Here is a 19,918-nt window from a genome sequence, read left to right as displayed (position 1 = left end):
ATGTCGAAGGCATATGAAAAAGCGGGAGTTAATATTGAAGCTGGCTATGAGTCAGTTGAACGCATGAAGTCTCACGTAGCACGAACATCTCGTAAAGGGGTAGCGGGTGCATTTGGTGGGTTCGGCGGAATGTTCGATCTATCTGCGCTAGAATATAAAGAACCGGTACTCATTTCTGGTACAGACGGTGTTGGCACAAAGTTGAAATTGGCTTTCATGGCGGACCGTCATGACACGATTGGGATTGACTGTGTTGCAATGTGTGTGAATGATATCGTCGCACAAGGTGCAGAGCCTTTGTATTTCCTTGATTATGTAGCACTAGGTAAGGCAGTTCCAGAAAAAGTAGAAGCAATTGTTAAAGGTGTAGCGGACGGCTGCGTGCAATCCGGCGCGGCATTGATTGGTGGGGAAACGGCTGAAATGCCAGGTCTCTATGAAGAAGATGAATACGATTTGGCTGGCTTCGCAGTAGGAGCTTGTGAAAAGAGCAAGTTGGTTACAGGCGAGCGTGTACAAGAAGGTGACGTACTCGTTGGAATCGCATCAAGTGGTATCCATTCGAACGGTTACTCTTTAGTGCGCCATATTGTATTTGAACAATTAGGTGCAGATATTAATGGTACGATTGAAGGCTATGAAAGTCTTGGTACAGTAGCTGATGCATTGTTAAAGCCGACTAAGATCTATGCAAAGCCGGTACTTGAGATGCACCAGCAGCTTGATGTGCACTCGATGGGTCATATTACGGGCGGCGGATTCTTTGAAAACCTTCCTCGTATGTTCTCTGAAGGTTTTGGAGTAGAGGTAGATTTGGGTGCTTGGCCGGTACTTCCTGTATTCCAGATGCTGAAAGAAAAAGGTGAATTGACGGATCGTGATCTATATAGTGTCTTCAACATGGGTATCGGGTTCGTCGTCGCACTTCCTGAAGCAGAAGCTGAAAAAGCAATTGGCATCGCTAAAACACATGGCGAAGAGGCGTATGTAATCGGACGTGTTACGAAGCAAGAAGGCGTAACGTTTAACGGTGAACATGACGGGACATTGTCATAATGAAGAAAGTAAAGATCGCAATATTTGCTTCAGGGAGTGGCAGTAACTTTGCCGCTTTGGCAGAAGCTTGTAAAGCGGGGCGTATTCCGGCTGAAATCGTTTTGATGGTGACAGATAAACCTGATGCTTTCGTTAATGAACGGGCAAAAGAAGCAGGTATTTCTATTGCGGCATTTCGTCCTCGAGACTTTCAAACGAAGCAGGCGTACGAGCAAGCGGTACTTGATGCATTGCAAGAAGCGCAAGTAGAGTGGTTGATATTAGCGGGTTACATGCGCTTGATTGGTCCTGTTTTATTGGAAGCATACCCTGAACACATCATCAATATCCACCCGTCATTATTGCCTTCGTTTCCAGGTAAAGATGCGATTGGACAAGCGGTTGCTGCCGGCGTTAAAGTAACTGGCGTCACGGTACACCTCGTAGATGAAGGGATGGATACAGGTCCCATTTTAGCGCAGCGAGCAGTTAACGTTGTGGATGGGGATGTCGAGCAGACTGCTTTGGCTATCCATTCCGTGGAACACGAATTATATACAGCAACTTTACAGAACGTATTTAATAAATGATCAGCCTGTTGTGATGACAGGCTTTTTTTATAAACTGGAGGGAATTCCTTTGAAAAAACGCGCATTGTTGAGCGTATCGGATAAAAGTGGTGTACTAGAATTTGCGAAAGAACTCGAACAATTAGGATATGAATTATTATCTACTGGTGGTACGATGAAGCACTTAAAAGATAATGGTGTTGCCGTAACAGCAGTAGACGAAGTAACGGGATTCCCTGAAATCATGGAAGGACGCGTGAAAACATTGAACCCGATGATTCACGGTGGACTACTTGCGAAACAAGATGATCCTGGACATCAGGCACAAATGGAAGAGCATGGCATCCAGCCAATTGATGTAGTATGTGTGAATTTATATCCATTCAAAGAAACGATTTCAAAACCAGATGTATCAGCTGAAGATGCGATTGAAAATATCGATATTGGTGGACCTGCGATGTTGCGCGCATCTGCAAAGAACCACGCATACGTAACAGTGATCGTCGATGCAGCGGATTATGAAGCAGTACTTGATGAACTAAAAGCAGATGGCAAGACGACTTTGGAAACACGCCGTCGCTTGGCAGCTAAAGTATTCCGTCATACAGCGGCTTATGATTCATTGATTTCAGGATACTTAACAGATCTTGCAGGCGAGCAATTCCCTGAACAAGTAACGTATACATACGAGTTGAAGCAGCCATTGCGTTATGGAGAAAATCCTCATCAGCAAGCGGCATTCTATAGTCGCCCACTTGGATCTGATTTCTCGATCGCCTATGCACAACAGCTTCATGGAAAAGAACTTTCTTATAATAATATTCAAGATGCCAACGCAGCAATCCAAATCATCAAGGAATTTACTGAACCTGCAGCAGTTGCAGTTAAGCATATGAACCCTTGTGGTGTAGGTACAGGCGAGACGATTGCTGACGCATTCAAAAAAGCCTATGAAGCAGATTCAACATCTATTTTTGGTGGAATCATCGCGTTAAATAAAGAAGTGGATCAAGAAACGGCAGTACAGCTTGCTGATATTTTCCTTGAAATCATTATTGCCCCTTCATTTACGGAAGAGGCACTTGAGACATTAACGAAAAAGAAAAATATCCGCTTGTTGACGATTTCATTCGAACAGCAGAAAAAAGATCAGTGGAATACCGTATCTGTCGAAGGTGGCTTGTTGATGCAACAGCCTGACGCGCATGGTTTTGCAGAAGCGGATATTAAAGTAGCGACAGACCGTGAGCCGACTGAAGCAGAGTGGAATGCGATGAAACTAGGATGGGCAGTTGTGAAGCATGTGAAGTCCAATGCAATCGTTGTAACAGATGAGCATATGACAATCGGTGTTGGTGCTGGCCAAATGAATCGTGTAGGTGCTGCGAAAATCGCATTAACACAAGCGGGCGAACGTGCAAAGGGAGCAGCTCTTGCCTCTGACGCATTCTTCCCTATGGATGATACAGTCGAAGCAGCAGCAAAAGCAGGCATTACGGCAATCATCCAACCAGGTGGTTCGGTAAAAGATGCAGATTCTATTAAAAAAGCCAATGAATACGGTATTACAATGGTATTTACAGGCGTACGTCATTTCAAACACTAAGAGTACAGGGAGTAGATGAACATGAGAGTTCTTGTAATTGGGAGCGGTGGTCGTGAACATGCGATTGCCAAACAGTTCAACCAAGCGCCTTCTGTATCAGAAGTATTTGTAGCGCCTGGTAACGACGGTATGCAAGGAGATGCAACATGTGTGCAGATTGCAGCGACAGACTTTGAAGCTCTGGCAAACTTTGCAATTGAAAAGCGTGTTACATTGACGTTTGTTGGTCCTGAACAGCCGCTAGCAGAGGGAATTGCTGATTACTTCCTTGATAAAGGTCTAACAGTATTCGGTCCGACAAAAGCAGCAGCCCGCATCGAAGGCAGTAAATCATTCGCTAAGGAGATCATGGACAAGTATGATATTCCGACAGCGGCCTATGGAACATTTACGGATGCCGAAGAAGCAAAGACATTCATTCGTGAGCAAGGTGCTCCTATTGTCGTGAAGGCAGACGGATTGGCAGCCGGAAAAGGCGTAATCGTCGCAATGGAGTTACAAGAAGCACTGGATGCAGTAGACGATATGATTGGTAATCAAAAGTTTGGTGAATCGTCTTCACGTGTAGTGGTCGAAGAATTCCTCGATGGTGAAGAGTTCTCTTATATGTCGTTCGTCCATGACGGACAAATCTATCCAATGGTCATTGCGCAAGATCATAAACGAGCGTATGACGGAGATCGTGGTCCGAATACAGGCGGAATGGGGGCCTATTCTCCAGTTCCACAAATTTCAGATGCAATTGTACAAGAAGCGTATGATCGCGTAGTCGTACCTACTGTCGATGCCATGACAGAAGAAGGAATTCCTTTTACAGGAATCCTTTATGCAGGTTTAATACTTACTGAGCAAGGTCCAAAAGTTATTGAATTCAATGCCCGCTTTGGCGATCCAGAAACACAAGTCGTCTTGCCGCGCATGAAATCGGACTTTGGTAAATTCATGGAAGCTCTCATGGCTGGAGAATCATTTGATCTTGAGTGGCATGAAGAAGCCATGTTAGGCGTTGTCATTGCGTCAGAAGGATATCCTTCTGATGTAGTGAATGGTCGTACACTTCCTAACCTTGAAATACTGACTGACAAAGGACTGGACGTTTTCCACGCAGGAACTAAGCTAGAAGGCGACCACTTTGTTGGAAATGGCGGACGTGTTCTTCTAGTAGCCGCAAAAGCGGCTACGTTAAAGGAAGCTCAGGAAAAAGTTTATAACGGTCTTGCAGATCAACAATGGGATGGATTCTTCCACCGAACGGATATCGGATGGCGTACATTTGAATAAGTAATGAAAACGGACTGTCTTGGAGTAGTGTATTACTTCCAAGACAGTCTTTTTTATATAAAAGAGTAAAGGATCATCCGAAAAAAGTGTTGCCATTTCTCGATGCAAGAGATTGATATGTTAACAATAACTAGTTATCCACAGAATTTCACACGAACTGTTATTTAAAAGTGGAAAAGCTGTGAGTAAGTTGTTGGTAATGTGTGTAAGTATGCATTTCTCTGTGGATTAACATAAAAGGGATTGTGGACAACCTTATCCTGTCCTATCTATTCCTGGCAGGATGGCTATGGTACTATAAAGCAACAGCTAGAATACTACAAACATTTTAAAGGGATGGTGAGCAACGTGTGGAGTGCGAAAGAAATACAGTCACAACTAGCAATTATTAATGGACAAGAAGCGCCCGACATTGTAATAGAAAATGCTACATATTTACATTCTATATTTAAGAAGTGGGTGCAAGGGAACATCTGGATTCAGGGAGATCGCATTGTCTACGTTGGAGAGCGTATGCCCGCTATGCTCGAAGGAACGGAATGTGTTGATGCATCAGAAAAGAAAATAGTACCTGGATATATTGAACCGCATGTCCATCCTTTCCAATTATATAACCCTGAAACATTTGCTGAATACGCATCTCGACGTGGAACTACAACGTTTTTATCAGACAATCTACTTCTTTTCACTATGCTCGATAAGCAAAGCGCATTTACGTTCATTGATCAATTGAATGAATTGCCATTCTCTTTTTATTGGTGGGCACGTGTCGATTCACAGACCGTTCTGCAAAATGAAAAAGAGCTTTTCAATCCAGAAGATATTGCACAATGGATGGAGCGTCCAGATGTGTTGATGACAGGGGAGCTGACTGGTTGGCCTAGATTATTGCAAGGAGATCAAAGTATGATGCGGTCTGTAGCGAAATCCAAACGACTTCGAAAAAAAGTGGAAGGTCATTTTCCGGGTGCATCGGAACGCACATTGGCTCGTATGAAATTGCTAGGCGCAGATGGTGACCATGAAGCAATGACCGTCGAAGAAGTAGAACGACGTTTACAACAAGGATATGCTACTACATTGCGTTACTCATCCATTCGTCCGGATTTACCTGATTTATTGAAAGGCATTGTAGAAAAAGAATGGGATGTTTTCGATCACTTGATGATGACGACAGACGGTTCTACACCTTCGTTCTATCGTGAAGGTGTCATGGATCAATGCATTCAGATAGCGCTTGATGCTGGAGTCCCACCGATTGATGCGTATCAAATGGCATCTTATAACGTGGCGAGGTACTACGATATTACGGACTTGCATAGTGTAATTGCAACTGGCCGTTTTGCGACGTTGAATTTTTTAGAGAATGAACATAATCCTGTGCCTACTGATGTATTGTCAAAGGGGAAGTGGATACTTCGTGATAGTAAATCTACTGCTACATTCGAATCGGTGGATTGGGATGCATTACCGATTTTCGAATTGCCATATGAACTGACAGATGAAGACTTCTCATTTCCTTCTTCACTAGGGATTCAAATGGTGAATGATGTCATTACGAAAGTATATGAAAGTGATTTGGATCTCTCAAGCCCGACTATTATCTCTAGTGATGAATGCTATTTGATGTTAGTAGATAAGAACGGAAAGTGGCGGGTTAATACCTTGCTGAAAGGATTCGCGAATAATCTGCAAGGTTTTGCATCTTCCTATTCAAATACGGGTGATATACTAATAATTGGACAAGACTGGAAAGAGATGAAGAGAGCATTCAATGAAATGAAGAGAATAGGTGGAGGTATGGCTCTTGCTGAAAATGGCAAGATTATTGAAACGTTACCACTAGCAGTTGCTGGCGGATTGTCCAGCCAACCGATGGAAGTTATTATAGAAGAAGAGTTGGCAATGAAAAAGGCTTTAGGAGAACGGGGCTATGCCGATGGAGATGCTGTCTATACATTATTATTCCTTCAATCCGTTCACTTACCACACGTTCGAATTACACCGGTTGGCGTCGTCCATGTATTGAAAAATGAACTGTTAATTCCTAAAATAGAAAGGTAGGAACGTATATTGATACGGAATAAACGAAAGGTACTCTTAGTAGCCGCAGTTAGCTTTTTATGTCTAGGGGGTTGTTCTTCGAAAGACCAATCTGTACCCGATGAACAAGAGAAACCTATAAGTAAACAGAATGAAATAGCACCTTTTACAGGTGAGGTGATCACGAATGCAATAGATGATCGCCCTGTCTTGGCGACAATTAGTAATATTCCTGCTGCACGCCCGCAGTCGGGTCTTGCGGACGCTGATCAAATATATGAATTTTTGGCAGAAGGTCAAATTACGCGATACGCTGCACTGTTTCAAAGTACAGTTCCCGATCAAATGGGCCCTATTCGAAGCGCGCGTGATTATTTTGTACACTTAGCAGAAAGTATGGATGCATTCTATATTGCTCATGGCTATAGCCCGGATGCAAAGAAATTACTCGATGAACAAGTAGTCGATCATGTAAACGGTATACATCATGATGGAACTTTATTTGAACGTTCAGCAGATCGTCGGGCTCCACATAACTCGTATATTTCAAAGGAACATATTGAAGAAGCATTTCGTCTCAAGAATGCTTCTGAAAAGATCACTGCACAGCCATCCTTTTCTTTCCTAAATCCCGATGAAAGTGATAAAATAGGGGATATGGCATCAGCGGTTCAAGTATCATACAGTTCAGATCCAAATTATATTAGTACGTATCAATATAATGAAGAAGAAAATCGGTATTATCGATCTGTTAACGGCATTGATACAGTGGATAAGCTAAATGAACGTCGGGTAGAACTGGCGAACATCATCGTGATGGAAATGGATCATCAAACAGTTGATCAACAAGGAAGGCTCGCAATTGATTTAGAATCTGGCGGCCAGGCCATGCTGTTTCATGAAGGGATCGCTAAAACGATTGAATGGCAAAATAAAGATGGATTTTTAACCCCAGTGGAACAAGGCATACCTGTTAAATTAACGGCGGGGAAAACTTGGATCCATATCATTCCATCATTATCAGGTCCTTCTACTTCCGTCACTTATACTCCGTAAGATCGACATAGAGAGAGGGCGAGGACATGCAAATAAATAAACTCCGTGGTGAACAAATAGATCAGCTGTTTCAAGCAATTTTGGAACTAAGGGATGTAGAAGAATGTTACAAGTTTTTTGACGATATCTGCACAATGAGCGAAGTTCAATCACTGGCACAAAGACTGGATGTAGCCCATAAACTTCGACTTAAAAAAACTTATGATAATATTCAACAAGAAACAGGCGCAAGCACAGCTACTATTTCCCGCATACGCCGTTGTGTAGATTACGGATCTGGCGGTTACAACCTCATGCTGGACCGACTTTATCCGGAACTCCCGAACAACCAATCAAAAAATAACTAAAACAACCGGCCAGGGATAAAACCCCACCGGTTTTTTAAAAATTATATAAAAATAACATAAAAAAGAAGGTGGAAATAAAAATGGACTATAAAACATGGCGGCATGCCTTTAAAATTGATCCAGCTAAAGACCTTACTGATGAACAACTAGAGGCGGTAGCAGAATCGGGGACAGATGGAGTCATCATTGGTGGATCTGACGGTATTACACTGGAAAACGTACTGGATTTACTTGCACGATTCCGTCGTTTTTCCGTACCACTCGCATTAGAAGTATCTACTGTTGAATCGGTTACACCAGGTTTCGATTATTACTTCATTCCGACTGTCTTAAATACAACGGATTCAAAATGGATGAACGGCTTGCATCACGAAGCCTTGCGAGAATACGGTCATATGATGAATTTCGATGAATTGGTCACAGAAGGTTACTGTATACTAAATCCAGATTGCACAGCCGCGAAGGTAACAGGGGTCGATCGTGTCCCAGATGAAGAAGACGTACAAGCATATGCACGTATGGCGGAACATTTATTTTCCTTGCCAATCTTTTATTTAGAATACAGTGGACAATATGGCGATCCGCAAATTGTTCGATCAGCGAAAGAATTACTCAGTAACACGCGTCTCTTTTATGGTGGCGGAATACGCTCAACAGAACAAGCGCAAGAAATGGCTGCCATTGCAGATACTATTGTAGTGGGAAATGTTGTTTATGATGATCTAAAAACGGCTCTTAAAACAGTGGATGCTGTAAAATCTGTTCCATTACCTATGTGAGTAGTATATAGTTAGAACAAATGTTCCTAAAGGCGGTACGAATATGAATAAACTATCAGATGATTTACTAAAAGGCATGAATCCTGAGCAAGCACGCGCAGTCAAGACAACGGAAGGTCCGTTGCTTATTATGGCGGGGGCGGGTTCAGGAAAGACTCGTGTATTGACACATCGAATTGCGTATTTGGTTGTAGAGAAGCAAGTGTATCCTTCGAATATATTAGCTATTACATTTACAAATAAAGCAGCACGTGAAATGCGTGATCGTATTGATGGACTGCTAGGCGCCGGCTCTGGAGAACGTATGTGGGTTTCGACATTCCACTCGATGTGTGTTCGGATTCTACGGAAGTACGTAGATCGTATTGGGTTATCCAAAAACTTTACTATTCTCGACAGTGCGGACCAAATGACCGCGATGAAACGAGTATTGAAAGAACTTAATCTAGACCCGAAACAGAATGAACCACGGGCGATGCTCGGAATTATTGGAAACGCGAAGAATGAGTGTATAGATGCAATAGAGTTCCGTAAAAATTCGGATCCACAAAACCCACATGAGCGTACAGTAGCAGATATTTACGATCGTTATACTAAAAAGTTACGCCAGAATCAGTCAATGGACTTTGATGATTTGATTATGATGACAACTGTTTTGTTTGAGCGTGTTCCTGAAGTGCTGGAGTATTATCAAAATAAATTTCAGTATATTCATGTGGATGAGTACCAAGATACAAACAATGCGCAGTATCGTCTCGTCAAGATGCTTGCATCAAAATTCCGCAATGTCTGCGTAGTAGGTGACTCGGATCAGTCGATTTATCGTTGGCGTGGTGCGGACATTGGTAACATACTGTCTTTTGAAAAAGATTATAAAGAAGCGAATGTCATTCTTTTAGAGCAAAATTACCGTTCCACTAAAAGAATTTTACAAGCCGCCAATGAAGTAATCGACAATAATAAAAGTCGCTACGACAAGAAATTACGCACAGATAATCCTGAGGGCGAATTGATTTCAATATACAAAGCGCGCGATGAGAAAGATGAGTCGCAATTTGTTGTCCAGCAAATCATTGAGTTAAAGGAAGAAATGGGATTAACACTTGATCAATTTGCAATACTGTACCGAACGAATGCACAGTCTCGTCTAATTGAGGAATACTTATTGAAATCTAACCTCGACTATACAATTGTCGGTGGTACAAAGTTCTATGATCGAAAAGAAATTAAAGATTTGCTGGCATATTTACGTCTGATTGCTAATAACGATGATGATTTGGCCTTAGCAAGAATCATTAATGAACCGAAACGAAGCATTGGTGCTACTTCATTTGAACGAATGGCGACATTCTCTCTTCAAAATGACCGTTCCATATTCGATTCATTACAAGAAGTTGATTTCATGGGCTTGCCTAAAAAAGCATTGACAGAAACCGTGAAATTCCATGAAATGATTAATGGATTTACGCAAATGCAAGAGTTTCTATCTGTTACGGAATTAGTAAAAGAGGTCATTGAAAAGTCCGGCTATCGCGAGATGTTGGAAAAAGAGAAATCAATCGAAGCAGAAAGCCGGCTTGAGAATATTGAAGAATTCTTATCCGTTACAGAAGCATTTGAAAAACGTTCCGCGGAAGAAGAGGAAGAACCGACACTCGTTGCATTCTTGACGGACCTGGCGCTAGTAGCTGATATCGATACGTTAGATAAAGAAGAGAACACTTCCACTGAAAAAATCGTCCTAATGACGATGCACGCAGCAAAAGGCTTGGAATATCCAGTGGTCTTTGTATTAGGCATGGAAGAAAATATCTTCCCACATATTCGAGCACTCGCTGATCCAGAAGAAATGGAAGAAGAACGAAGACTTGCTTACGTAGCGATAACGCGTGCAGAACAGCGCCTTTACCTGACGTGTGCGGGTCATAGAATGTTATTCGGTAAGTCGAACTTCAATCAGCCATCCCGTTTCCTTAATGAAATTTCCGAAGAACTGACGGAGTTGTTGGCAGATGGCAATGGCATGAGTGTACCGTTCGCTCAAGCACCTAAAGCAAGAGCCAAACGTCCAGCAGTTAAACGCCCAGCTTACAATGAAAGCGGCGGGGAGAAAATGCAGTGGAAACCAGGTGACAAGGCGTCCCATAAAATATGGGGGATCGGAACTGTCGTTAGCGTTAAAGGTAGCGCAGATGACATGGAGTTGGATATCGCATTCCCTAATCCAGTAGGTATCAAGCGACTATTAGCTAAATTTGCACCGATTGAAAAAGAATAAAGCGTTCCTAGGAGTGTGGAAAATAGATGGATGATGTTCTAGAACTAGAGAAGCGGGTAGCGGAGCTCAATAAACTTCTGCATGAATACGGGCGTGCTTATTATGATCTGGATGCCCCTATCGTTCCCGATTCAGAATATGATAAAAAGATGCAGGAATTGCTGGCAATTGAAGAAGCGCATCCAGACTTGATCTATCCTGATTCACCGACACAACGAGTGGGTGGTGCTCCACTTGAAGTGTTCAGTAAAGTGGTTCATCGTCATCCGATGCTCAGTTTGGCGAATGCGTTCAATGAAGAAGACTTGCGAGATTTTGACAGACGGGTGAAGGAAGCGACAGGGAGCGCTGTCTATGTATGTGAACTAAAGATTGATGGTCTTGCTGTTTCATTGCAATATGAAGAGGGACGGCTTGTACAAGGAGCTACTCGTGGAGATGGTGCAGTTGGAGAAGATATTACAGCCAATTTGAAGACCATTCGTTCAGTACCACATACATTGAAAGAGTCCTTGACGATTGAAGTCCGTGGTGAAGCGTATATGCCGAAGAATTCATTTGTTAAGCTAAATGAAGACCGTGATGAAGCAGGCGAAGTACCTTTTGCTAACCCGCGAAATGCAGCCGCGGGTTCATTACGTCAACTGGATTCAAAAGTGGCTGAGAGTAGAAATTTAGCTACGTTCATTTATGCAGTTGGCGGAGATGCTGAAGTATATGGGCTGGACAGTCACTCAGAAGCACTCAATAAAGTCGATGAACTAGGATTGACGACGAACAAAGAACGTAAACGTTGCGCAACGATCGAAGAAGTATTGGAATACGTTGCCTACTGGACAGAAAATAGACAGAATCTTGATTATGAAATTGATGGTATCGTCATAAAAGTAGACAACTTTGAATCGCAGGAACAGTTAGGGTATACAGCAAAGAGTCCTAAATGGGCCATAGCGTATAAATTCCCCGCTGAAGAAGTGCATACTAAACTAGTCGATATAGAGCTAAGTGTAGGTCGAACAGGGGTAGTTACACCGACAGCCATCCTCGTGCCAGTTTTGGTGGCAGGTACGACAGTTGGCCGTGCATCCTTGCACAATGAAGATCTGATTCGCGAAAAAGATATCCGAATTGGTGATCATGTAGTGCTTCGCAAAGCTGGCGATATCATTCCTGAAATCGTCATGGCATTGAAAGAACAACGAACAGGTGAAGAAGAGCCATTCCATATGCCCGACAACTGTCCTGTATGCGATTCAGAACTTGTGAGGATTGAAGGGGAAGTTGCACTTCGTTGTGTGAATCCTAAGTGTCCTGCGCAGATGAAAGAAGCATTAATCCATTTCGTTTCAAGAAGAGCAATGAATATAGATGGAGTCGGTGAAAAACTAATCGAGCAATTGTACACAGCGAATCTTGTGCAAGATGTATCTGATCTATATACGTTAACGAAGGAAGCTTTACTAGGATTAGAGCGAATAGGAGAGAAATCTGCTACAAATATTTTAACGGCTATAGAACAATCCAAAGAAAATTCGTTAGAGAAATTACTGTTTGGTTTGGGCATTCGTCACGTCGGTGAAAAAGTTGCTAGAATCTTAGCGGAACAATATCGTACACTCGATGCTTTAGAACAGGCTACTGAAGAAGAACTTTTGAATATCTTTGAGATTGGTGCGATCGTAGCTGATTCTGTGACAACGTACTTCAGTACGGAAGAAGTTCAAGAAGTCATGAATAAGTTGCGTTCCTACGGTGTAAATACTGTTTATAAAGGTGTTACACGCGAAGAGTTGCCGACTACTGGACCTTTCGCTGGGAAAACGATTGTACTGACAGGAAAGCTTACTGAATTAACGCGCGGAGAAGCAAAAGAACAGATTGAATCGCTTGGTGGATCCGTCAGTGGCAGTGTCAGTAAGAAAACGGATCTAGTTATTGCAGGCGAGGATGCGGGCTCCAAGTTGACGAAAGCACAAGAATTAGAGATTGAAATTTGGGATGAACAAGCTATGCTTGATGCCCTTGGAGTGGATATGAATGAGAAGAACGACTAAGTGGTTCGCGACGGGCATTCTGTCAGCAGCTTTGTTGACAGGATGTGTACCGGCACCGGGCGATGATCAGGAAAAAGCAGTGCAAGAAACAGAAGAAAGTGAGCAGGAAATGGTGCTCATTCCTGATGCGCAGATCAAGAAAGAGTATTACAGGACGCCTGTTCCATTTAAAAAGAGTGCGAGCAGAGGATTGGTCGTCAACAACTTGAATACGAAGTATGATATTCAGGAAACTGAAGAAGGTTTATTACGTCTATCTTCATTGTATTACGACCCGAAAGATTATTTCTTTCAGGAAGGTCAATATATAGATCGTGATACGGCGAAGCAATGGATTTCTAGAAAATCTAATTTTGAAGCAGGTCTCAATCCAGCAATTACGGAAGGTATGTCCCCTGCCCAAATAGCAGAAGAAGCACCAATTTATCTGGCACACATTGTCGAACAAAATTATCTACAGATGACAGATGATAAAAAAGTGAAATTGGCTGGAATATCGATAGGTCTTGCGATGAATTCAATTTACTATCCGCGTGAAGGTAATGAACGCTCGATCGATGACAAAACGATAGAAGAAAAGGGCAAGAAGATGGCGGATATTATCTTGAGTCGATTACGCAGTAAACCGGAGCTTGCGGATGTTCCTATAGCGGTAGGACTATTTAAACAAGAAAGCCGCAATGATATTGTGCCGGGCACGTATTTTGCTACATCATTTGCCGCAAAAGGCAAAAACGAATTTACGGGTTGGAAAGAAGTGGACGAGCAGTATGTATTACTCCCTGCATCTTCTTCAACAGGAAATTATCGTGATCTAAATACTACATTCAAAAACTTTAAACAAGATATTGATGATTACTTCCCGAGCTTTGTGAATGTCATCGGAACTGCTTTTTATAAAGACCAAAAGCTCAATTCATTAACGGTGGAAATTCCTATACAATTCTTCGGTAAAACGGAACTAATCGGATTTTCACAATACCTCACATCATTAGTAAAAACGCATTTTAAAGGTGTGCCGATTGAAATAAGTGTTACTTCAGTGAATGGGCCAGAAGTGTTGATTGTACATGATCAAGATAGGGAAGAACCGTTCGTGCATGTCTACGGTTATTAATAAAATTCAGGTAGTAACATGAACTTTCCAAGAAACTGATTAAATGGTATGATTAATTGTACGATTGCAAAATGAGGAGGAACGATGTATGACAACATTTTCGAAAGAAGACGTCAAGTATTTTGCGGATTTCGTCCGTATTGGCCTCTCCGAGGAAGACAAAGAAAATTTCTCTGCAAAGATAGCAGATTTGATTGAAAGTGTAAGCAATTTAAAAGAAGTGGATGTTACAGGTGTAAAACCAATGACGCACCCGGTTGCTATGATCAACGTCCTACGTGAAGATGTGCCAAAAGATATCTTGGACCGTGAAGTAATGCTAGCCAGTGCTGAAGATCAGGAAGACGGACTTATCAAGGTTCCGGATATTCTGTAATCGAATTCGCAGTATAGAATACCATTCATGGCACAATGATAGTAGGAGGAAAAGTGATGACGTTAACTAGTAAAACAGCAACAGAACTTCAAGCTCTTTTACAAAAAGGGGAAGTTACTGCTAAAGAAGTAACAGAAGCAACATTACAAACAATTGAACAGCACGAAGAGAAAATTCATGCTTTCATTCATGTTGCAAAAGAAGAGGCAACGAAGCGTGCAGAACAACTTGATCAAGAAGATGCTAGTACACGCGGACGTCTTTTCGGAGTTCCGATTGGTATTAAGGATAATATTGTAACAAAAGATATGACGACAACATGTGCAAGTAAAATGTTGGAAGATTTCGTACCTGTTTATAATGCTACAGCTATTGATAAATTGGAAGCTGCAGGCGCTGTCAACATGGGTAAACTTAATATGGATGAATTTGCAATGGGTTCCACAACTGAAACATCCTTTTTTGGTAATACATTAAATCCTTGGAATACAGACTATGTACCAGGTGGCTCATCAGGTGGTTCCGCAGCAGCAGTCGCAGCAGGAGAAGTCCCACTTTCCCTTGGTTCAGATACTGGCGGTTCAGTTCGTCAACCAGCTGCATTCTGTGGAATTGTTGGAATGAAACCTACATACGGTCGTATTTCACGTTTTGGTTTAACAGCGTTCGCTTCTTCACTTGATCAAATCGGTACATTGTCACGCACTGTAGAAGATAACGCATTATTGCTTAGCGTAATCGCAGGTGAAGATGACAATGATAGTTCGTCATCTGCAAAGGCGGTTCCTGATTTCACGGCAGCTCTAACAGGCGATATTAAAGGTCTGAAAGTTGCAGTTCCAAAACCTTATCTAGGTGAAGGTGTCGATGCAGAAATTGCTGCAGCAGTAAAAGAAGCAATTACTGTATTGGAATCCCTTGGAGCGATTTGTGAAGAGGTAGAATTGCCACATATTCAATATGCGCCAACTACGTATTATGTAATTTCTTCTTCAGAAGCTCAATCCAATCTTTCACGTTTTGATGGATTGCGTTATGGCTATCATACAGAAAATGCTGAAAACCTTGAGCAAGCATATTTCCGTACCCGTCAAGAAGGATTTGGCGATGAAGTGAAAAAACGTATTATTTTCGGTACGTATGCTATGAGTGCGGATCATCATGAAGAACTGTATGTACGCGCACAAAAGACTCGTACTTTGATTGCACAAGACTTTGATTCTGTATTTGAAAAGTATGATGTAGTCATTGGACCAACTGCTGCTACAACAGCATTTAAGCTTGGCGAAACAGGTGGAGATCAGCTCGTTCATTATGCAAATGATGTCTTGGCTGTACCAGCGAATCTTACAGGCCGCCCAGCGCTATCCGTACCATGTGGTTTCGTCAACGAACTACCGGTTGGAATGCAAATCATGGGTAAACACTTTGATGAGGAAACATTATATAAAGTCGCTCATGCCTATGAGCAAGCTACTGATTTCCACAAGCGTACTCCATCGATTCAGGAGGGGAAATAATTATGAACTTCGAAACAATTGTCGGATTAGAAATCCACGTAGAGCTTAAAACAGATACTAAAATCATGTCTCCAGCACCCGCTCATTTTGGTGCGGAGCCAAATAAAAACATTCACGTAACAGACATCGCATATCCAGGTGTTTTACCTACGTTAAATAAAAAAGCTGTTGAATTTGGAATGAAGGCGTCCATGGCACTGAACTGTGACGTAGCGCCAATCATGAACTTTGACCGCAAGCACTACTTCTATCCAGATAATCCAAAAGCATACCAAATCTCTCAAGATAAGCGTCCTGTAGGAGCAAATGGTTGGATTGAAATTGAAGTAGACGGCAAGAAGAAGAAAATCCGCATTGAACGTGTACATTTAGAAGAAGATGCGGGAAAACTGACGCATACAGAAAATGGACATTCATTAGTGGATTTGAACCGTCAAGGAACACCATTAATTGAAATCGTTACAGAAGCAGATGTGCGTTCTCCAGAGGAAGCATATGCATTTCTGGAAAAACTAAAAGCAATCATTCAATATACAGGTGTTTCTGATGTACGTATGGAAGAAGGATCACTTCGTTGTGATGCCAATATTTCATTGCGCCCATTCGGTCAGGAGAAATTTGGAACGAAAACAGAATTGAAAAACTTGAACTCGTTTAACTTTATTCGCCGCGGTATTGCAAATGAAGTAGCGCGTCAAGAAAAAATTCTATTGTCTGGCGGTACTATTCAGCAAGAAACTCGTCGTTACGACGAAACAACTGGTGACACTGTGTTGATGCGAATTAAAGGCAGTGCCAATGATTATCGCTTTATCAATGACCCAGACTTGCCTGAAGTCCATATCGAACAAGAATGGATTGACCGTGTTCGTAAGGAAATTCCTGAATTGCCAGATGCACGTAAAGAGCGTTATGTATCCGAAATGGATCTTCCTGAGTACGATGCGCACGTATTAACGTTAACAAAAGAAATGTCAGATTTCTTTGATGCAACGGTAAAAGCTGGAGCAGAACCAAAGTTAGCTTCCAACTGGTTGATGGGTGACGTATCGGCTTATCTGAACGCAGAATCCAAAGAGTTGCATGATACGCCACTAACACCTGAAAACTTGGCGCAACTTGTGAAATTGATAACAGATGGTACTATTTCTTCTAAAATCGCGAAAAAAGTATTTACTGATCTTGCGAAAAAAGGCGGAAATCCTGCTGATATCGTCAAAGAAAAAGGACTTGTTCAAATCTCTGATGAAGGTACATTGCGTACAATCATTACTGAAATCTTGGATAACAATGAACAGTCAATTGAAGACTTTAAAAACGGTAAGGATCGTGCTGTTGGCTTCTTAGTTGGACAAGTCATGAAAGCAACAAAAGGACAAGCTAATCCACCACTTGTTAATAAATTATTGATGGAAGAGATCAAGAAACGCTAATCTATCAATCAAAAAACGTGCCAGGAGAGGTCAATACAGTCTGATCCTGGACGTTTTTCCATGTTAACTTATACAGTAAAACAGGAGGGGATTGTATTGAAAACAGAACAACAATATTTCGAAGAAGCTGTTTCACTTCAAACATATATGGACAAAATGGAAACACATAAGGAAAACAGTTTTTTGATCTATAATGAATTTGAAGTGCCTCAGGATGACGAATTTATTGAGTTGTTGAAAGAAAAGCAGCCCCATGTATTAGTCATTACTGAAGACTGGTGTGGTGATGCCATGTTGAATAATCCGATCCTCCGTAAAATAGCGGAAGCTGCCAATATATATGTACGTACTGTGTTGCGGGATGAAAATCCAGAGCTAATTGACCGTTATTTGACGAATGGCGGACGTTCCATTCCCATGTATCTATTACTGAATCCTGCTGGTGAAGTAGTTGGGAAGTGGGGGCCACGTGCACCAATTCTTCAAAAGTATGTGATGGATGGTCGTGCAGAGTTACCGGCCAAGGAAGCACCGGATTTTGAAGAGAAGCAAAAAGTCTTTTATTCGAAATTGATGTCTGAATATACATCCAAACCTGAAAATTGGCTTGCCGTTTATGGTGATATCCGTTCGACTTGGCTACCTGTTTTACAATCGTCTAAGTAACGTCATGCAAGACACTGTGTGAAGATGGTAAAGGTCTGATTTCTTTCAGACACGAAAGGATCGAGGGGAAAGTGTATGAAACGTGCACGTATTATTTATAATCCTACTGCCGGAAGAGAAGTCTTCCGTAAACATTTAGCAGAAGTCCTCGAGAAATTGGAGAATGCGGGTTATGAAACATCCGCTCACGCTACGACTTGTGAAGGCGATGCTACGGCCGCTGCACAAGATGCGGTTCGCAGAGGATTCGATGTTATTATTGCTGCAGGTGGCGATGGAACGCTCAATGAAGTAATTGAAGGTGTTGGACACTTTGAAAAACGTCCGAAAATTGGTTTGATTCCAATGGGGACAACTAATGATTTTGCAAGGGCGTTGCGTATTCCTAGAGAAATTGACGATGCGGTAGATATCATTTGCCAAGGGGATTCTATTCCAGTCGATGTGGGTATGATGAATGATCGCTATTTCATTAATATCGCTGGTGGCGGTCGTATGACAGAACTAACATATGAAGTTCCAAGCCGATTGAAAACAGTCATTGGTCAATTAGCGTATTATTTAAAAGGAATTGAAATGCTGCCTTCGATACATTCCAGTCATCTTCGTATTGAATATGATGGAAATGTCTTTGATGAGGAAGCAATGATGTTCTTGATCGGATTGACTAATTCAGTGGGTGGATTTGAAAAACTGGCTCCTAACTCCAGTATTAACGATGGGTACTTTACTTTACTGATTTTAAAGAAATGTAATATCGCAGAGTTTATTCGCGTGGTAACATTGGCTTCTCGAGGAGAACATTTGGATGATCCTTTAGTCGTTTCTGCGAAAGCAGAAAAGATTGTAGTGACTTCAAAAGATGAAGTGTTGTTAAATTTAGATGGAGAATATGGTGGCGTATTGCCCGCCACTTTCCAGAACTTATATCAACATGTCGAAATGTTTGTTCCCCTCCAGAAGTTGCGTCCACAAGACCAAGTAAAGCAAATCAAATAAAAGACAAGCAAAAAGACTATTCCAGTCGAATTTCTAAGGTTCGGTTGGAATAGTCTTTTATTGTGCAAAATTAATTGGGTGAGCCCGATGCAATACGCATCTTATCAGGTCGATATCAGATGTATTCAATCGCTTCTCCTTGTTTAGCAGCTAACTTTGGCACTTCTTGCAACGGCATCCAACGATAGCTGAATAATTGACCTGCGTCTTTACCTTCACCTTCTACGATGTATTCCCATTCGTTCTTTGATTCGCCTACATAATTAAAATGGAAAATTGTACGTTCGTAGATTACATTTTTGTCTTCTGGGAAAAATTTAGAGGATTTAACTTTACCTTCAAGTATAAGTTCATCGCGCACGATACCGGATTCTTCTTCGATTTCTCTATATAATGCATCCAATAGTAGTTCGTTGCGTTCAATCGTACCTCCAGGAACTTGTAGACCTGCTTCAGGCTGATCCTTTTGCTCATAAACAAGCAATTTGCGGTGTCTGCCTTCGCCTTTTGTAATATACGCTATAACTTTTCGTTTTACTCTTTTCAATATCTTTCACCTCTCATTAGTTAACCAATTATACTGCAAATTAGTATAAAAAGCAAATAGAATTAGTTAATTAATTATTATATAACAAATCGAAGGGGAGTAAACTTGAATATACGTCTAAATTTCAACAAATCCATTTAAAGAGGTTATTTTATTGAATTTTTAGGGAAACTTCTTAAATAGAACTGTGCAAGGAGTGATGATGTGTATAA

Annotated in this window: 17 protein-coding genes; 16 read left to right on the top strand and 1 reads right to left on the bottom strand. The window is 41.7% G+C overall.

Annotated elements, in window-relative coordinates; all coding sequences use genetic code 11:
* The 16 genes from purM (at position 1) to CSV76_RS16085 (ending at position 19,159) form a co-directional block, all read left to right on the top strand.
* The gene (gene purM, locus CSV76_RS16160; protein ID WP_085427158.1) at positions 1-1,056 is read left to right on the top strand and encodes a phosphoribosylformylglycinamidine cyclo-ligase; all 1,056 of its coding nucleotides are present in this window, start codon (positions 1-3) and stop codon (positions 1,054-1,056) included.
* Positions 1,053-1,625, top strand: coding sequence for a phosphoribosylglycinamide formyltransferase (gene purN / locus CSV76_RS16155; RefSeq protein ID WP_369823358.1), 573 nt, complete (start codon positions 1,053-1,055; stop codon positions 1,623-1,625). The genes purM and purN overlap by 4 nt, the downstream gene beginning before the upstream one ends.
* A 49-nt stretch (positions 1,626-1,674) precedes the next feature.
* On the top strand, positions 1,675-3,210 hold the full coding sequence (purH, locus tag CSV76_RS16150; protein ID WP_085427156.1) for a bifunctional phosphoribosylaminoimidazolecarboxamide formyltransferase/IMP cyclohydrolase: 1,536 nt from the start codon (positions 1,675-1,677) through the stop codon (positions 3,208-3,210).
* 21 nt (positions 3,211-3,231) lie between these two features.
* Complete coding sequence (purD, locus tag CSV76_RS16145; RefSeq protein WP_099626229.1) at positions 3,232-4,491, top strand: phosphoribosylamine--glycine ligase; 1,260 nt, start codon at positions 3,232-3,234, stop codon at positions 4,489-4,491.
* A 336-nt stretch (positions 4,492-4,827) separates the two neighbouring features.
* Positions 4,828-6,555, top strand: coding sequence for an adenine deaminase C-terminal domain-containing protein (locus CSV76_RS16140; RefSeq protein WP_099626228.1), 1,728 nt, complete (start codon positions 4,828-4,830; stop codon positions 6,553-6,555).
* A gap of 9 nt (positions 6,556-6,564) precedes the next feature.
* The gene (locus CSV76_RS16135) at positions 6,565-7,590 is read left to right on the top strand and encodes a DUF3048 domain-containing protein (RefSeq protein ID WP_099626227.1); all 1,026 of its coding nucleotides are present in this window, start codon (positions 6,565-6,567) and stop codon (positions 7,588-7,590) included.
* Positions 7,591-7,616: 26 nt separating this feature from the next.
* Complete coding sequence (locus tag CSV76_RS16130; RefSeq protein ID WP_085427152.1) at positions 7,617-7,937, top strand: YerC/YecD family TrpR-related protein; 321 nt, start codon at positions 7,617-7,619, stop codon at positions 7,935-7,937.
* Between the two features lie 80 nt (positions 7,938-8,017).
* Positions 8,018-8,716 carry a heptaprenylglyceryl phosphate synthase gene (gene pcrB / locus CSV76_RS16125; protein ID WP_099626226.1) on the top strand — a complete coding sequence of 233 codons (699 nt, stop codon included), beginning with the start codon at positions 8,018-8,020 and terminating at the stop codon, positions 8,714-8,716.
* 43 nt (positions 8,717-8,759) lie between these two features.
* Positions 8,760-10,994 carry a DNA helicase PcrA gene (gene pcrA, locus CSV76_RS16120; protein WP_099626225.1) on the top strand — a complete coding sequence of 745 codons (2,235 nt, stop codon included), beginning with the start codon at positions 8,760-8,762 and terminating at the stop codon, positions 10,992-10,994.
* A gap of 26 nt (positions 10,995-11,020) precedes the next feature.
* Positions 11,021-13,048 (top strand): NAD-dependent DNA ligase LigA, encoded by a 2,028-nt coding sequence (ligA, locus tag CSV76_RS16115; RefSeq protein WP_099626224.1) that lies wholly within the window; start codon positions 11,021-11,023, stop codon positions 13,046-13,048.
* A complete protein-coding gene (locus CSV76_RS16110; protein ID WP_099626223.1) occupies positions 13,032-14,165 on the top strand; it encodes a CamS family sex pheromone protein in 1,134 nt (377 codons plus the stop codon). The genes ligA and CSV76_RS16110 overlap by 17 nt, the downstream gene beginning before the upstream one ends.
* Positions 14,166-14,253: 88 nt before the next feature.
* Positions 14,254-14,541, top strand: a complete 288-nt coding sequence (gene gatC / locus CSV76_RS16105; RefSeq protein WP_085427147.1) for an Asp-tRNA(Asn)/Glu-tRNA(Gln) amidotransferase subunit GatC — start codon at positions 14,254-14,256, stop codon at positions 14,539-14,541.
* 56 nt (positions 14,542-14,597) lie between these two features.
* On the top strand, positions 14,598-16,061 hold the full coding sequence (gene gatA / locus CSV76_RS16100) for an Asp-tRNA(Asn)/Glu-tRNA(Gln) amidotransferase subunit GatA (RefSeq protein WP_085427146.1): 1,464 nt from the start codon (positions 14,598-14,600) through the stop codon (positions 16,059-16,061).
* 2 nt (positions 16,062-16,063) lie between these two features.
* On the top strand, positions 16,064-17,494 hold the full coding sequence (gene gatB / locus CSV76_RS16095; protein ID WP_099626222.1) for an Asp-tRNA(Asn)/Glu-tRNA(Gln) amidotransferase subunit GatB: 1,431 nt from the start codon (positions 16,064-16,066) through the stop codon (positions 17,492-17,494).
* A gap of 96 nt (positions 17,495-17,590) precedes the next feature.
* Positions 17,591-18,160, top strand: coding sequence for a thioredoxin family protein (locus CSV76_RS16090; protein ID WP_099626221.1), 570 nt, complete (start codon positions 17,591-17,593; stop codon positions 18,158-18,160).
* Between the two features lie 75 nt (positions 18,161-18,235).
* Complete coding sequence (locus tag CSV76_RS16085) at positions 18,236-19,159, top strand: diacylglycerol kinase (RefSeq protein WP_099626220.1); 924 nt, start codon at positions 18,236-18,238, stop codon at positions 19,157-19,159.
* A 115-nt stretch (positions 19,160-19,274) separates the two neighbouring features.
* Here the strand turns inward: CSV76_RS16085 and CSV76_RS16080 are convergent, their stop codons facing one another.
* Positions 19,275-19,706 (bottom strand): NUDIX hydrolase, encoded by a 432-nt coding sequence (locus CSV76_RS16080; RefSeq protein WP_085427142.1) that lies wholly within the window; start codon positions 19,704-19,706, stop codon positions 19,275-19,277.
* Positions 19,707-19,918 lie beyond the last annotated feature (212 nt).

The sequence above is a fragment of the Sporosarcina sp. P17b genome, assembly GCF_002743115.1.
GTDB classification, from domain to species: Bacteria; Bacillota; Bacilli; order Bacillales_A; family Planococcaceae; genus Sporosarcina; species Sporosarcina ureae_C.
Note: the sequence above shows the minus strand (reverse complement) of the source record. Positions and strands in the feature narration are given on the sequence as shown.

Excerpts from the sequence above, each read along its gene's own strand:
- purM (WP_085427158.1), top strand. The coding sequence starts at position 1 with ATGTCGAAGGCATATGAAAAAGCGGGAGTTAATATTGAAGCTGGCTAT.
- purD (WP_099626229.1), top strand. The coding sequence starts at position 3,232 with ATGAGAGTTCTTGTAATTGGGAGCGGTGGTCGTGAACATGCGATTGCC.
- CSV76_RS16140 (WP_099626228.1), top strand. The coding sequence starts at position 4,828 with ATGGTGAGCAACGTGTGGAGTGCGAAAGAAATACAGTCACAACTAGCA.
- CSV76_RS16130 (WP_085427152.1), top strand. The coding sequence starts at position 7,617 with ATGCAAATAAATAAACTCCGTGGTGAACAAATAGATCAGCTGTTTCAA.
- pcrB (WP_099626226.1), top strand. The coding sequence starts at position 8,018 with ATGGACTATAAAACATGGCGGCATGCCTTTAAAATTGATCCAGCTAAA.
- pcrA (WP_099626225.1), top strand. The coding sequence starts at position 8,760 with ATGAATAAACTATCAGATGATTTACTAAAAGGCATGAATCCTGAGCAA.
- ligA (WP_099626224.1), top strand. The coding sequence starts at position 11,021 with ATGGATGATGTTCTAGAACTAGAGAAGCGGGTAGCGGAGCTCAATAAA.
- CSV76_RS16110 (WP_099626223.1), top strand. The coding sequence starts at position 13,032 with ATGAGAAGAACGACTAAGTGGTTCGCGACGGGCATTCTGTCAGCAGCT.
- gatC (WP_085427147.1), top strand. The coding sequence starts at position 14,254 with ATGACAACATTTTCGAAAGAAGACGTCAAGTATTTTGCGGATTTCGTC.
- gatA (WP_085427146.1), top strand. The coding sequence starts at position 14,598 with ATGACGTTAACTAGTAAAACAGCAACAGAACTTCAAGCTCTTTTACAA.
- gatB (WP_099626222.1), top strand. The coding sequence starts at position 16,064 with ATGAACTTCGAAACAATTGTCGGATTAGAAATCCACGTAGAGCTTAAA.
- CSV76_RS16085 (WP_099626220.1), top strand. The coding sequence starts at position 18,236 with ATGAAACGTGCACGTATTATTTATAATCCTACTGCCGGAAGAGAAGTC.